This window comes from Glacieibacterium sp. (assembly GCF_965200405.1).
Taxonomy (GTDB): Bacteria; Pseudomonadota; Alphaproteobacteria; order Sphingomonadales; family Sphingomonadaceae; genus Glacieibacterium.
In genome coordinates this window covers 739,874-753,585 of the sequence record NZ_OZ241356.1, presented here as the reverse complement: position 1 = coordinate 753,585, position 13,712 = coordinate 739,874, and the positions used below count along the sequence as shown (strand labels likewise).

General features: G+C 66.0%; 12 protein-coding genes and 1 pseudogene. 4 read left to right on the top strand and 9 right to left on the bottom strand.

Going from position 1 to position 13,712, the window contains the following annotated elements:
- Window positions 1-10 precede the first annotated feature (10 nt).
- From ACOFKW_RS03370 to serS, 7 genes are all read right to left on the bottom strand, one after another.
- Window positions 11-922 (bottom strand): C40 family peptidase, encoded by a 912-nt coding sequence (locus ACOFKW_RS03370; protein ID WP_419815943.1) that lies wholly within the window; start codon window positions 920-922, stop codon window positions 11-13.
- Window positions 870-1,181, bottom strand: a complete 312-nt coding sequence (locus ACOFKW_RS03365) for a MarR family winged helix-turn-helix transcriptional regulator (RefSeq protein WP_419816856.1) — start codon at window positions 1,179-1,181, stop codon at window positions 870-872. Before ACOFKW_RS03365 ends, ACOFKW_RS03370 begins: the two co-directional genes overlap by 53 nt.
- 155 nt (window positions 1,182-1,336) lie before the next feature.
- A complete protein-coding gene (locus ACOFKW_RS03360) occupies window positions 1,337-2,725 on the bottom strand; it encodes a leucyl aminopeptidase family protein (RefSeq protein WP_419815942.1) in 1,389 nt (462 codons plus the stop codon).
- Entirely contained in the window at window positions 2,722-4,050 is a 1,329-nt protein-coding gene (rimO, locus tag ACOFKW_RS03355) for a 30S ribosomal protein S12 methylthiotransferase RimO (RefSeq protein WP_419815941.1), read from the bottom strand. Before rimO ends, ACOFKW_RS03360 begins: the two co-directional genes overlap by 4 nt.
- Window positions 4,051-4,108: 58 nt before the next feature.
- Window positions 4,109-5,167: a peptidoglycan DD-metalloendopeptidase family protein gene (locus tag ACOFKW_RS03350; protein WP_419815940.1), complete on the bottom strand. Its 1,059-nt coding sequence runs from the start codon at window positions 5,165-5,167 to the stop codon at window positions 4,109-4,111.
- Between the two features lie 74 nt (window positions 5,168-5,241).
- Window positions 5,242-6,018 carry a 5'/3'-nucleotidase SurE gene (gene surE / locus ACOFKW_RS03345; RefSeq protein WP_419815939.1) on the bottom strand — a complete coding sequence of 259 codons (777 nt, stop codon included), beginning with the start codon at window positions 6,016-6,018 and terminating at the stop codon, window positions 5,242-5,244.
- An 8-nt stretch (window positions 6,019-6,026) separates the two neighbouring features.
- The gene (serS, locus tag ACOFKW_RS03340; RefSeq protein WP_419815938.1) at window positions 6,027-7,289 is read right to left on the bottom strand and encodes a serine--tRNA ligase; all 1,263 of its coding nucleotides are present in this window, start codon (window positions 7,287-7,289) and stop codon (window positions 6,027-6,029) included.
- A 90-nt stretch (window positions 7,290-7,379) separates the two neighbouring features.
- Here serS and ACOFKW_RS03335 point away from each other — a divergent pair, with 90 nt between their 5' ends.
- The 4 genes from ACOFKW_RS03335 to ACOFKW_RS03320 all read left to right on the top strand — a co-directional run bounded on the left by ACOFKW_RS03335 (window position 7,380) and on the right by ACOFKW_RS03320 (window position 11,774).
- Complete coding sequence (locus ACOFKW_RS03335; protein ID WP_419815937.1) at window positions 7,380-8,150, top strand: zinc-ribbon domain-containing protein; 771 nt, start codon at window positions 7,380-7,382, stop codon at window positions 8,148-8,150.
- A gap of 76 nt (window positions 8,151-8,226) precedes the next feature.
- Window positions 8,227-9,447, top strand: a complete 1,221-nt coding sequence (locus ACOFKW_RS03330; protein ID WP_419815936.1) for an acyl-CoA dehydrogenase family protein — start codon at window positions 8,227-8,229, stop codon at window positions 9,445-9,447.
- Between the two features lie 90 nt (window positions 9,448-9,537).
- Window positions 9,538-9,921 carry a hypothetical protein gene (locus tag ACOFKW_RS03325; protein WP_419815935.1) on the top strand — a complete coding sequence of 128 codons (384 nt, stop codon included), beginning with the start codon at window positions 9,538-9,540 and terminating at the stop codon, window positions 9,919-9,921.
- Window positions 9,922-10,229: 308 nt separating this feature from the next.
- Entirely contained in the window at window positions 10,230-11,774 is a 1,545-nt protein-coding gene (locus tag ACOFKW_RS03320) for a tryptophan halogenase family protein (protein ID WP_419815934.1), read from the top strand.
- Window positions 11,775-11,840: 66 nt separating this feature from the next.
- Here the strand turns inward: ACOFKW_RS03320 and ACOFKW_RS03315 are convergent.
- Window positions 11,841-12,880: pseudogene (locus ACOFKW_RS03315) on the bottom strand (cupin-like domain-containing protein).
- Entirely contained in the window at window positions 12,877-13,563 is a 687-nt protein-coding gene (locus ACOFKW_RS03310) for a SapC family protein (RefSeq protein WP_419815933.1), read from the bottom strand. The pseudogene ACOFKW_RS03315 and the gene ACOFKW_RS03310 overlap by 4 nt, the downstream one beginning before the upstream one ends.
- Between the last annotated feature and the right edge of the window lie 149 nt (window positions 13,564-13,712).

Genomic DNA, 13,712 nt, shown 5'->3' with positions numbered 1-13,712 from the left:
GATTAATGCCCTACAAGGGCCGAACGAAGCCCAGAAGCGGAGCTTCGATCTGCGGGCGCAAGCGGGCGACGACGGCGTCCAACGGTTCGATCAAAGTGGTCATCCAAAAGGCATTTGCATGCAGCAAAAGCTCATTATCCACCATGATTCCAACGTGTCCGGGGAAAAAGGCCAAATCGCCGCGGCGCTGCTCGCCAGACGCGATAGGCGCGAAGGCAGCCCGTTGCTGATCGCTATCGCGAGGGCAGGGAATACCATGCGCAAGCAGCACCGCTTGAGTCAGGCCCGAACAATCGATCCCGCTGCGCGACCGCCCGCCCCACCGATACGGCGTACCTACAAATTGCCGAGCAAGTTCTACTGAATCGCCCGTCAACGGCGCAGTATAGCGACGGTGCAACCACGATGCGCCGGTGGATGTCGCTACTTCTAGGAAATCGCCACTCTCCGATATCGCGGCAATATGGGCGTTGATCGGCAGATTGCCGACGACCGTGGCCTTGATCGAAGGCGCTGCGAACAACAGCGCGTCGCTGGTAATGCGCTGGACGAGAAGCGGGACCGGCGCGGCTAGTGCTGACGCGGCAACCCAACCAACATAGCCATCGACCCCGCACTGGCCCCACATCCATTCCGGCGTGCGGTCGAACACCGTGAACGTCTCGCCGTATAATAGTGTGGACACGGCAATCGAACTTGCCGACCCGGCTGCGCGTACCGGCGTCTCCGGCAAGATCGCAGCCAGATCGACGCCTGCACTGAAATGCGGTGCGACGATACGGTCGGCAAGTCGGATATCGGCTAGGTCCGCCCGGATCGCGTGGATCCGGCGGTCGAGCGTAGCGGACGGCCCGTTAAGCCGCGCCTGGCTAGTGACGGGCGCCCTTGGCTTCGGTGCGGTCGATAAGCTCGGAAAATTCATCGAGGAACGCCGTACCTTGAGCAGTCCGCTCGACAAAGATGTTCCGCAGATCGCTCTCGTCCTTCTGCCGGCGCAGATAGCCGAGCGCGCCGAGCGTGTTGAGCGCGCGAGTGACGACCGGCTTGGAAACCTTGAGCTTGGCGGCCAGCCCGCGAACCGTGTGCGGTCCGTCGGTGAGGTAAACCACCAGCAGCAAAGCCATCTGACGGTTGGTGAGATCCGGTCTGGCCGACTGGACATAGCCGATCAGCGTGCCCATCCAGCTCGAGAGGTTCGTTGATGGACCTTGGTCCGGAGTATCGGTGCGCATGCCGTATCCTCGACGTTTCAACCTGGACCGTGACGGAACAGACCGCAGGCAGTGTCAACCCAACCGATAGGCGGTGTCGTTGTTGCATCGAAAGCATGATTTATTTAGACATGCGTCAGAAAGCGCAACGATAACATAGCGAAGACTGCACGAAGTCCAGTCGCCGCACCACCCTTTGGACGGCCCGGTTTACCCGAGGGTGCCCAGGCGTACAAATCCAAATGCGCCCAGCTCTGCCCTTCGGCGATGAAGCGCTCCAAAAACAAGGCAGCCGTTACGGCCCCGGCAAAGCCACCCTCGGGCGCGTTATTGAGATCAGCGACGCTTGATTTCAGCATGTCGCGATAGCCGGACCATAGCGGCATACGCCACAATTGATCCTGAACCTGCCGACCAGCCACGAGCAGCGCCTCGGCGAGTGCATCGTCGTTGCTGAACATCGCCGGCAGGTCGGGACCGAGCGCGACGCGCGCCGCACCGGTCAATGTCGCGAAGTCGAGCAGCAGGTCGGGCTTGTCCTCCTGCGCCAGCGCCAGCGCGTCGGCCAGGATCAGCCGCCCTTCGGCATCGGTGTTGCCGATCTCGACGGTCAGGCCCTTGCGCGTCTTCAGCACGTCGCCAGGACGAAAGGCGTTGCCGGAAATTGCGTTCTCGACTGCCGGCACGATCAGTCGCAGGCGCACCGGCAGGTCCGCCTGCATGACCAGCCGCGACAGGGCCAGCGCGTGCGCCGCGCCGCCCATGTCCTTTTTCATCAGCGCCATACCGGCGCCGCCCTTGATGTTGAGGCCGCCGCTGTCGAAGGTGACGCCCTTGCCGACCAGCGTCAGTTTGGGATGAGCCGGGTTGCCCCAGCGTAGGTCGATCAACCGGGGTTGCCCGGCAGCCGCGCGGCCGACGGCATGGATTGCAGGAAAACCGTCCCGCAACGCCTCGCCAGTGAAGACCTGCGTCTCGGCACCAAACAACTTCCCCTGCGCGATGATCGCGTCCGCGAGTTCCGCGGGGCCAAGGTCGCCGGCGGGCGTGTCGACCAGGTCGCGGACGAGTGCGACCGCCTCGGCCATCCTCGCCGTGTCCCGGACCGATGCCGGGTCGTTCGACAGCAGCACCCGCGGGCCGGTCGTGTCATCCGATTTCAGGAAGCGATCGAAGCGGTGCTGCGCCAGCAACCAGCCCAGCGCCGCCGCACCGGGCGCCTCGGAGCAGCGATAGACTCCTGCCGGCAGTTTCGACGCGGCGGTCGCCAGTGCCCAGGGATCGACAAGGCCGTCGCTGCCGACACCGACCGCGACGCTCCAGTCCTCCGCGCCGTCGCCCGCCAGGATCGCGACTTCGCCTGGCTTGCCGGTAAAGCGTGCTGCCGCGACTCCTGTCCGCGCCCGCGCACCGGCCAGCTTCAGCCAGGCTTCAAGCCGGTCCTTGCCGATGATGTGCAGAGTCCGTGCCGGCTCACCGCCGTCGAGACGCAGGAGCGCGGCAAAGTCGGTCATACGGCGACGCCCATCAAATCGTAATCGTCGGCATCCTCCACCAGCACGCTGACGATCTCGCCGACCGCCAGGCCATGCGCGTCGCGGAGGTGAACCTGCCCGTCGATCTCCGGCGCATCGGCCTTGGAGCGTCCCGACGCGCCGCCCTCGCCGTCGACGATGTCGATGATGACATCGACAGTGCGCCCGATCTTGGCCTGCAGCTTGGCTGCCGAAATGCGCGCCGAAGCTGCCATGAAGCGCTCCCAGCGCTCCAGCTTGAGCTCCTCGGGGACATGATTGGGCAGTTCGTTTGCCGCGGCACCCGCCACCGCTTCATATTTGAAGCAGCCGACGCGATCGAGTTGCGCCTCTTCCAGCCACTCCAGCAGATAATCGAAATCGGCATCCGTCTCGCCCGGAAAACCGACGATGAAGGTCGAGCGCAGGGTGATGTCGGGGACGATCTGGCGCCAATAGCGGATGCGGTCGAGCACCTTGGCCTCGTTCGCCGGGCGCCGCATGGCGCGCAGCACGGCGGGCGACGCATGCTGGAAGGGAATGTCGAGGTACGGCAGCACCAGGCCGTCGGCCATCAGCGGCATCAGCGCGTCGACGTGCGGGTATGGGTAGATATAGTGCAGCCGCACCCAGGCGCCGAGCTTGCCGAGATCGCGCGCCAGGTCGACGATATGCGCGCGGTGCGCCTCGCCGTTGAGCGACGACTCTGCATGGCGGATGTCGACGCCATAGGCCGAGGTGTCCTGGCTGATCACCAGCAGCTCGCGGGTGCCCGCCGCGACCAGCTTTTCGGCTTCGCGTAGCACGGCGTTGGCCGGACGGCTGACCAGATCACCGCGGATCGACGGAATAATGCAGAACTTGCAGCGGTGGTTGCAGCCCTCCGAGATCTTCAGATAGCTGTAGTGACGCGGCGTCAGCTTCAGCCCGGCGTCGGGCACCAGATTCAGAAAGGCCGACGGCGGCATCGGCGCGGCTTCGCGCACTGCGCCGACAACCGCCTCGTATTGCTGGGGCCCACTGACCGCGAGGACCTTGGGATGGACGCGGCGGATCATCTCGGCCTCGTTGCCCAGGCAGCCGGTGACGATGACGCGCCCATTGGCGGCAATCGCCTCGCCGATGGCTTCAAGGCTTTCGGCCTTGGCGGAATCAAGAAAGCCGCAGGTGTTGACCAGCACGACATCGGCGTCGGCATAGCTCGGCGACATTTCATAGCCGTCGGCGCGCAGCCGGGTCAGGATGCGTTCGCTGTCGACCAGCGCCTTGGGGCAGCCAAGCGAGACGATGCCGACCTTCGGCGGTCGGGGCAGAGTAAGGACCATCGCGCCGCCCATAGTGGGTTTGCGGCCTCGCGTCATCTCTTGTGGCGCCCCTGCGGCCTCAGCCCCGCGCCGGGAGCACCTTGACCGGGTCCACTGCCGTCCGCCCCCGCCGCAGTTCGAAGTGCAGCTGCGGCTCGGTGACGGCACCGGTGCCGCCGGCTCGCGCGATGATGTCGCCGCGCTGGACGCGTTTCCCCCGGGTCACGAGCACTGCCGAATTATGTCCATAGGCGCTGACCCAGCCATCGGCATGCTTGATCAACACGAGGTTGCCGAACCCCGCTACCGCATCACCCGCATAGGCAACGACGCCGTCCGCCGCGGCGCGGACCGGGTCACCGACGTCCGCGGACAGATTGACGCCGTCGTTGAAGCGTCCACCGGGCTTGGCACCGAACGTCGAGACGATGCGCCCGGTCAGCGGCCATTCGAACCTGGGCGCCGGACCGGTGAACGCCGGCAATGGCTTCAGCGCCGGGACCGGCGTGGAGGGTGCGCTGGTCGAGGCTGTTCGCGGTGGCCGGGCGCTAACCGGGCGACCCGAGACAAGACGGCCCGCGACGGCCGGCTCGGCGCCGGTGATCAGGTCGTCGATGTCGATCTTGAAGGCGGCGGCGCGCTGCTCGATGCTCATCGCCGCGATGACCTGTACCGAGGGCAGCAGCAGCCGGTCGCCGATCTCCAACGTGTAGGGCGCACGCAAGCGGTTCATGGCAATGACCCGCGACCATTCCACGCCATAGGCGCGCGCGATCGAAATGCCCGATTCGCCGGCGTGAACGGTGTGGACCCGGCCACCGGGTACCTTCAACGGCTGGCCGGCGAACACGAGCGGACTGGGCAGCCCGTTCGCCGCGAGCAGCGCCCCGAGCGGTATGCGGGTGCGCTCCGCAATCTGCGCCAGCGTCTCGCCGGCGCCGACGGTGACATTGCCCGGGTTCAGCTCGACGGCGTCGGGGACCACCCTGCGTGCCACCCAGGCAGGCTTGGGCGGTACCGCAACGGGAGCCTTGACCGCGACGGGGTGGGCGGCCGGGAAGGGATCGAACGGCTGCTGCCGTCCGCACGCGGCGAGCGCGACCAGGGTAAGCAAGGCGACAAGGCGAAACAGCGGCACTGTCGGGCTGTAGCGGGTAATGCGTCTCAGGTGAATCGCCGTGCGCCGGGCTGGCGAAAATATCGGTCGGGCGCTTATGCGGCGGCGAGGGCGTCCAGCGCGATCCGCAACCCGGCGAGGCTCTCGCGGTGGGTCAGGTCGAGGTGCAGCGGGGTCACCGAGATCAGGCCGTGACGGATCGCCTTGAGGTCGGTTTCGCGTCCCGGCTCAGCGACTTCACGCCCGAAACCGAACCAGAAATACGGAAACCCGCGCGGGTCGACGCGCGCATCGAGGGCGATATGCCCGTAGTCGCGAAAGCCTTGCTCGGTGACCTCGACGCCGCGCACTTCGGCCGCGGGCAGGCCCGGAAAGTTGATGTTGACCAGCATTCCCGGCGCCCAGTCGACCGCCAGCAGGCGCTTGACGATGCCCGCGCCGTGGACGGTGGCTGCCTCGAAACGCTCCTGCCCCGCGGTATAGTCGCTCATCACCTGGCTCATCGCTATCGAGCGGATGCCGGCGAGGCACCCTTCCATCGCCGCCGAGACGGTGCCCGAATAGGTCACATCCTCCGCCAGATTGCCGCCGCGATTGACCCCGGACAGCACCAGGTCGGGCCGGTGGTCCTTCATGACATGACCCAGCGCCAGCATGACGCAATCGGTCGGCGTGCCCTTCACGGCATAGCGCCGGTCGTCGAGCTTGCGCAGCCGCATCGGCTCCGACAGCGTCAGCGAATGGCCGGCGCCCGACTGTTCCTCGGCCGGGGCGACGACCCAGACATCGTCCGACAGCTCCGCCGCGATCTGCTCCAGCGCGATCAGGCCGGGGGCATGGATACCGTCGTCGTTGGTGACGAGAATGCGCATCTAAGTCCTTAGTCGGGGCGGAGTTCGGTGATCCCGCCCATGTATGGCAACAGTGCGTCCGGCACGCGGACCGAGCCGTCGGCGCGTTGGTAGTTCTCCAGCACCGCGACCAGCGTCCGGCCGACAGCAAGGCCGGAGCCGTTGAGCGTGTAGACGAACTTGGTGCCCTTCTCGCCCTTGACCCGGAAGCGCGCGTCCATGCGCCGCGCCTGGAAGTCGCCGCAGTCTGAGCAGCTGCTGATCTCGCGGTACTGGTCCTGCCCGGGTAGCCAGACTTCCAGGTCGTAGGTCTTGCGCGCCGAGAAGCCCATGTCGCCGGCGCACAACAGCATCCGGCGATAGGCCAGCCCGAGCGCGTCGAGCACCCCTTCGGCGCAGGCAGTCATCCGCTCATGCTCGGCGGGCGCGTCGTCGGGGGCGACGATGCTGACCATCTCGACCTTCTCGAACTGGTGCTGGCGGATCAGCCCGCGCGTGTCGCGCCCCGCCGACCCCGCCTCGGAGCGAAAGCACGGCGTCAGCGCGGTAAAGCGCAGCGGCAGCACGGTCGCATCCAGGATCTGCTCGCGCACGAGATTGGTCAGCGACACCTCGGCGGTGGAGATCAGGTAGCGCCCGTCGGTGGTCTTGAAGAGGTCTTCCTCGAACTTCGGCAGCTGGCCGACGCCGTACACCGCCTCCTGTTTCACCAGCAGCGGCGGTGCGACCTCCAGATACCCATTCGCCGCCACCTGCCGGTCGAGCATGAACTGCCCCAGCGCGCGGTGCAGCCGGGCAAGGGAACCCTTCAGGACAGCGAAACGTGCGCCAGCAATAGCGGCGGCCGCTTCGGGATCATAGCCGAGCTTCAGTGCGAGAACGTCATGCTCGACCGGCTTGAAATCGAAGCTCGGCCTGGTGCCGCGCTCGTGGACGACGACATTGCCATGCTCGTCGACGCCATCGGGCACGTCGGCGAGTGGCAGGTTCGGCAGGGCCGCGATGGCGTTCTGCAGTGTCTCCGCCGCACTGTTGTCGATCAGCGCGTCCTTGAGCGCCTGCACCCGGGCGAGCAGGTCCTGCGCCAGCGTCGCATTCTTTTGCGCCATCGCCTGGCCGATCTGCTTCGACAGGGCATTGCGCTCGGCAACGCTGTCCTGGGCTCGCGTCTGCTCGGCGCGGTGGCTGGCATCGAGCGCGAGCAACTCGCCCGACAGCGGCTCCAGCCCCCGCCGCGCCAGCCCGGCGTCGAAGGCGGCCCCGTCGGCGCGAATGAGTTTGATGTCGTGCATGATGCCCGCGGCTATGCCGACGCCTCGCATAATGGGCAAGCCCAAGGGGACTCTTGCCCCGCCCCGCGCCGCACCGCTACAAACCCCTAAGTGATCGTTACCTGCCCCGAATGCGGCGCGCGCTACCGCCTCGCCGATGATGCCATCCCGCCGGAGGGGCGCGCCATGCGGTGCGCCGGGTGCAGCCACCGCTGGTACCAGGCCGCCCCCGATGCGCCGGCGCCCCAGCCCGAACTGCCCGCCGCCCTGCAGCAGGAGTTCGGGATCGAGACCTCGACACCTCCCGTCGCGCTCGTCACCGCTCCGGCGCCCGAGCCCGCGCCGACCCCGGAGCAGCTCGCCTGGACCCCCGCGCCCGACATCGACGAGCCGGCGACCGACGACGCGCCCCGGTCGCGCACGCTGCTCAAGAATGCCCTTGCCGTCATCCTCGGCCTGGCATTCACGGCGGGAGCGGCGGCGATGTGGGTGCCCGGGCTCGACCTCGGCAAGATTCCCCTGCCGCGCATCATCCTGCCACCCGTCGACCTGTCGCAGGTCCCGTGGCTCGACCGCCTGGTCAACCGCCCCGCACCGGTGGTCTCGCCGCTGACCATCGGCTTCAGCGTCGATCGCCAGGCGCTTGCCGACGGCCGCCCGCTGTTCGTCATCGCCGGCACGGTCACCAACCCGACGGCCGTCCGCCAGGAAGTGGGAGCGATCACCGGGCACCTCGTCGATCCCGGCAACGCCGTGACCTTCAGCTGGCGCATCGCCCCGCCGGTCGCCGCCCTTGCGCCGCACCAGCGCGTCGAGTTCGAGAGCAGCGCCATCGGCCAGCCTTATGGCGGCGAGCGCGTCACCCTGAGGTTCGCGAACTAGGCCTTCCCGGCACTAGCCGCGCCGCCCGAAATGGCTATGGTCCGCCTCCCGGACACGCCATTATCAGGAGAGCGCCGTGAATTTCGACTATACCGACAAGTCCAAGGACCTCATCGAACGGCTGCGCGCCTTCATGGGCCAGCACATCTATCCCAACGAAGCCCGCTACGAGCAGGAAGTCGCTGAGGGCGAGCGCTGGAAGGTCCTGCCCCTCATCGAGGAACTCAAGCCGCTGGCCCGCGAGGCCGGCCTGTGGAACCTGTTCCTCAACATCTCGGCGCACGACACCGAGGAGTGGAAGGGCCCCGGCCTGACCAACCTCGAATACGCGCCGCTCTGCGAGGAAATGGGCCGCGCCGGCTGGTCGAGTGAAGTGTTCAACTGTTCCGCTCCCGATACGGGCAACATGGAAGTCCTGCGTACCTATGGCTCCGAGGAGCAGAAGGCCAGGTGGCTGCGCCCGCTGATGGACGGCAAGATCCGCTCCGCCTTCCTGATGACCGAGCCTGCCGTCGCCTCGTCGGACGCGACCAACATCGAGACCTCGATCCGCCGCGACGGCGACGATTATGTCATCAACGGCCGCAAGTGGTGGTCGTCGGGCGTCGGCGACCCGCGCTGCGCCATCGCCATCGTCATGGGCAAGACCGACACCGGCGCCGCCCGCCACGAGCAGCAGTCGCAGGTGCTGGTGCCACTCGACGCGCCCGGCATCACCAAGGTCCGCGCGCTCAAGGTGTTCGGCTATGACGATGCCCCGCACGGCCATTACGAGGTCATCCTCGACAACGTCCGCGTTCCCGCCAGCAACGTCGTGCTGCGCGAGGGCGCCGGTTTCGAAATCGCGCAAGGCCGCCTCGGGCCGGGCCGCATCCACCACTGCATGCGCTCGATCGGTGCCGCCGAGCGGGCGCTGGAGAAGATGTGCAAGCGCCTGAAGTCGCGCGTCGCCTTCGGCAAGCCGATCAGCGAGCAGGGCGTCTGGCACGAGCGCATCGCCGATGCCCGCATCGCCATCGAGCAGGCGCGGCTGCTGACCCTCAAGACCGCGTACATGATGGACACCGTCGGCAACAAGGCGGCCAAACGCGAGATCGCCATGATCAAGGTCGTCGCCCCCAACATGTCGTGCATGATCCACGACATGGCGATCCAGGCACATGGCGGCGGCGGCGTCTGCCAGGATTACGGCCTGGCGTCGGGCTATGCCGGCCAGCGCACCCTGCGCCTCGCCGATGGCCCGGACGAGGTCCACCGCGTCGCAATCGCGAAGGAAGAACTGCGCCGCTACAACTGAGGCGGCGCACCGGAACCCGAGGCTAGCGCCCGTCGGCAACCCAATCCCCGTCCCTGCGTTATAGCGGGAACAGAAAAAAGGAAGCCTGTGATGCGTATTAACAAGTCTCTTGGTGCCTTGGCGGCCCTGATCGCGGTCTCGACCATCGCGCCTGCATCGGCGATGGCTAATCAGCCGCGCTACGACAGCGGCTATTCGAGCAACGATGGCCGTTATCAGCGACAAGAAGTACGCTATGACCGGGACGACCGGCGCTATGATCGGAACGACCGGCGGCATTACCGCGGCCGCAACCGTGGTCGTTGTGACGGCGGTAACGGCGCGGTCGGTACGATCGGCGGCGGCGTCGGCGGTGCCCTGATCGGTAACGCGGTCGGCGGCGGAACGCTCGGCACGGTCGCTGGCGGCGTCGGCGGAGCGCTGCTCGGTCGTCACCTCGACAAGAAGAACACCAAGTCCAAGAACGGCTGCTGAATCAACGTCCAGCTACAGGCCGGGAGGCTTGTGGCTGGACCTCGGCGCGGCACGACTACCCCCTATCAGTTGAGACGTCCTGTCGATCCGCGACGAAGAAACGCAGAAGCGGTCGGTCGACCTGCCGAGATCAGCTTCGATCGCGAGCGGTGCGGTCGTTATCGAGCAAACGCCTGGCGGAAAACGGTTTGATCGTGCGGCGATTGTGTCGACGTCCGACCCGTCTTCATCTGGTCGGCAAGCTGCGATAAAACGCGCATCGCCGTTGCTGTTGCGGCCGGTCCATTTGCGACTTACCGTCTTTCACCATGACAAAACCGGTTCGTAATATCGTGATCGTCGGCGGCGGCACAGCCGGCTGGCTCACCGCTGCAATCATTGCCGCCAAGCATCGGGGCCGGAGCCCTGAGAATTTCACCGTCACGCTGGTGGAGTCGCCGAACATCCCGATTCTCGGCGTTGGCGAGGGAACGTGGCCGACGTTGCGTTCGACACTGAAAAAGATCGGCGTTTCCGAGACCGACTTTATCCGTGAGTGCGACGCATCGTTCAAGCAGGGCGCGCTGTTCGCAAAATGGACGACCGGTGCGCCCGACGACGCCTATTACCATCCGCTGGTGCTGCCAGAAGGGTTCGAGCGTCTCAACCTCGTGCCGCACTGGCTGCGGAATGGCGGCGACATGAGCTTCTGCGACGCAGTGTGCACGCAGGGTGTCGTCTGCGATGCGGGCCTAGCGCCGAAGACGATCTCGACGCCGGAATATGACGGCCTGCAGAATTACGCCTATCATCTCGACGCGGGCAAGTTCGCGCCCTTCCTGCAGCGCCATTCCACCGAGAAGCTCGGCGTCCGCCATGTGCTCGCGGACGTCCAGCGCGTTGTGCTCGCAGAAGACGGTGATATCGAGAGCGTCATCACCGAGCAGGCAGGCGAGATAAAGGGCGATCTGTTCGTCGACTGCACCGGCTTCTCGAGTCTGTTGCTGGGCAAGGCCCTCGGTGTCGGCTTCAAGGACCTGAGCAACACATTATTCTGCGACACGGCACTGGCGGTGCAGATCCCGTATGAGAGCGAGACGAGCCCCGTTGCCACGCACACTATTTCGACCGCGCAAAGCGCAGGGTGGATCTGGGACATCGGCCTGCCGACACGTCGCGGCGTCGGCCATGTCTATTCGAGCAATCACCAAACCGACGACGAAGCGGAGCGGGAACTGCGCGCCTATATCGGCGATGCCGCGAACGGACGATCGGTTCGCAAGATCAAGCTGCGTGCAGGCCACCGGGAGACGTTCTGGAAGCGCAATTGCGTCGCCGTTGGCATAGCCGCCGGCTTCCTCGAGCCACTCGAATCCTCGGCGATCGTGCTGATCGAGCTATCGGCCAAGATGATTGCCGAGCAGATGCCGGTGAACCGTGAGGTCATGGACATCGTCGCCCAGCGCTTCAACGAGAACACATCTTATCGTTGGGGCCGGATCATCGATTTCCTCAAGCTCCACTACGTCCTCAGCAAGCGCCGCGACACGGCGTTCTGGCGCGACAACATGCTGCCGGAGTCGATCCCGGATCGGCTGAAGGACCTGCTCCTGCTGTGGCGCTATCAGCCGCCGTGGTTTCACGATGAGTTCGACCGCGTCGACGAGGTGTTTCCCGCGGCGAGCTATCAATATGTCTTGTACGGCATGGGCTTTCGGAGCGAGCTGGAGTCGAGCGGACTGGCTGGCGAAGCGCGTGATGCCGAGCGCGCCATGCGAGACAATGCGCGCAATTCCGAGCGCCTGCGAGCCGGGCTGCCGCGCCATCGCGAGCTGCTGCGCAAGATCGCGGAGCATGGTCTGCAACCGGTTTAAACCGGCGCGAGGAGGCATCTGCGGGGCGCGGAGGCCAGTGGGTCTCCGACGCCAGCTATGCAGGCCCTATGCGTTGCGCAGGGCCTGCAGCACGCGCGCGCGAATCCGACCGTAATTGCCCTGCCCGAGAGGGCCCAGCGTACCATGTTGGTCTTCCGGCAGGTGGGCCAGCGGGTGGCCTTCGGTCCGGAAGACATAATGATCGAAAAATGCCCGCCACGCCTCGCGTTCGGGCGCCGGCCGCTCCGCGAGAGTGATCATGGCGAGCAACATCGACGTGAATGGCGCATCCGGGCCCGCCTGAAACGCATCCCACCAGTAATTGACCAGCATGTTGACTGGTGCCGTCGCCTCGACGCGGTGCCACCAGAGCTTCGGCAGATAGAGAGCGTCGCCGGGGCCAAGGTCGGCGACCATGGCTTTGGCGCGGGCAGCGGCGAGCCGGGGATAGCGCGGATCCCCGGGCGAGGTCCCCTCGGCCATGCTCACGGGCGCCCCGGCCAGCGTGTTGTCGATCGATCCGACATAAAGGTCGCCGATCGCATCCGGCGGGTAGAGGGTGAAGCGACGGCGCCCGGCAACGACGCAGGCGATGTTCTCGAACGTGTCGTAGTGGCAGGAGACGTTCGAGCCGGTGCCAATCCAGATGCGCGCGTTGACGCCCGGCGGCACGAGCGGCGTGGGGTTTTCCTCGTTGAAGCCGGGCAAATAGGTCTCGGTCGGGAGCGATCCGACATAGATGCTCGGCGATCCCGGCGCTGCGGCACTGGCCAGGATGCGATCGACGGCGGTCAGCAGGTCCATGTCGAGACGCTGGAAATTGAACCTTCGCCGCCATCGGCGTAGAAATACCGGCCGGCGATATCGGGTTTGCCGAGAAAGACATGCGCAGCCGCCGGCCCGGCAAAGCGGGCAAGATAGCTACGTAGTGCGGTGGGAGACTCAGCGGCCGCCTGGACGATTGGCCAGTCGCGGAAAACGCCACGCAGGATGGCGGGCCGGCATCGCTCCGCCACCTCGCGGCGAAACGTCGGGGCATCGGCGAAGCATGACGGATCGACCTCCGCCACCGACGGCAGCTCGCCATCCGTTTCGGGCCGTGTCATGCGCCGGCTAGGCGCCGGTTTCGGCGACGCGCGAGCACGCCGATCTGATTGAGTGAGAAAAGGATGCAGTGGGCTGCCTGGAGATAGCCGCTTTGGAATAATTCGACGACGTCCGCGCCTTCGAGTTCAGCCAGGCGATCTCGGCTTATCGTGTAGAGGCCGGTGAGATCCACCGTCTCGCCATCATCGAACTTGAGGCTGATATCGATCGACTCGATCAATTTCAGTTTCAACAGGGCGTTGATGAAGTCGGTGGTGGCATCCAGGCCACCCTTGAGCTGGCCCAGCGCCCATTGGATGCGACGAAGGGCGCCGCTGGGCTCGCCATCCTCATCGAAGAGCGCAATCGTCGCCTGACCCGCAAACCGGGGGTGCGCAACGTCAACGGCGATTTCCTCCTCGGTGAACAGAAAACCCTGCCGCTGCAGATCTAGGGGCCGGAACAGCCCGTCCACCTCTCCGGCGCCCTCGACAAGCGTCTCGCCGGGCTTGAAGCCGAATACCGCGCCCACAAAAAAGGCACCGGTTTCGGGATCCTTGGCGAAGAAGATCGGGCAGACGGCGGCCGCCGCCGCGAATTCGCCCAGGACGATGGTCACGAAGCTTGGATGCTGACCCACGAAGCCATGCATCCGGAGCGCCTTGTGCGTCTCGGTGTTCAGGATTTCCAGTTGTTCGGTCATGCCCGCTCCTTTGGCGAAGCATCGGCGGGCGCGGCGTTGCAGGCAACCCGATTTCGGCACGCCGCCGGGCTGCGGACGCATCTTGTGTTCGACCAGTCGGCCTGGACTAGGCCAAGGCGGTCACGGTTGGTCGGGCGGCCGCCGCAGCT

Excerpts from the sequence above, each read along its gene's own strand:
- ACOFKW_RS03370 (WP_419815943.1), bottom strand. The coding sequence starts at position 922 with ATGAATTTTCCGAGCTTATCGACCGCACCGAAGCCAAGGGCGCCCGTC.
- ACOFKW_RS03365 (WP_419816856.1), bottom strand. The coding sequence starts at position 1,181 with ATGGGCACGCTGATCGGCTATGTCCAGTCGGCCAGACCGGATCTCACC.
- ACOFKW_RS03360 (WP_419815942.1), bottom strand. The coding sequence starts at position 2,725 with ATGACCGACTTTGCCGCGCTCCTGCGTCTCGACGGCGGTGAGCCGGCA.
- rimO (WP_419815941.1), bottom strand. The coding sequence starts at position 4,050 with ATGGTCCTTACTCTGCCCCGACCGCCGAAGGTCGGCATCGTCTCGCTT.
- surE (WP_419815939.1), bottom strand. The coding sequence starts at position 6,018 with ATGCGCATTCTCGTCACCAACGACGACGGTATCCATGCCCCCGGCCTG.
- serS (WP_419815938.1), bottom strand. The coding sequence starts at position 7,289 with ATGCACGACATCAAACTCATTCGCGCCGACGGGGCCGCCTTCGACGCC.
- ACOFKW_RS03325 (WP_419815935.1), top strand. The coding sequence starts at position 9,538 with ATGCGTATTAACAAGTCTCTTGGTGCCTTGGCGGCCCTGATCGCGGTC.
- ACOFKW_RS03320 (WP_419815934.1), top strand. The coding sequence starts at position 10,230 with ATGACAAAACCGGTTCGTAATATCGTGATCGTCGGCGGCGGCACAGCC.
- ACOFKW_RS03310 (WP_419815933.1), bottom strand. The coding sequence starts at position 13,563 with ATGACCGAACAACTGGAAATCCTGAACACCGAGACGCACAAGGCGCTC.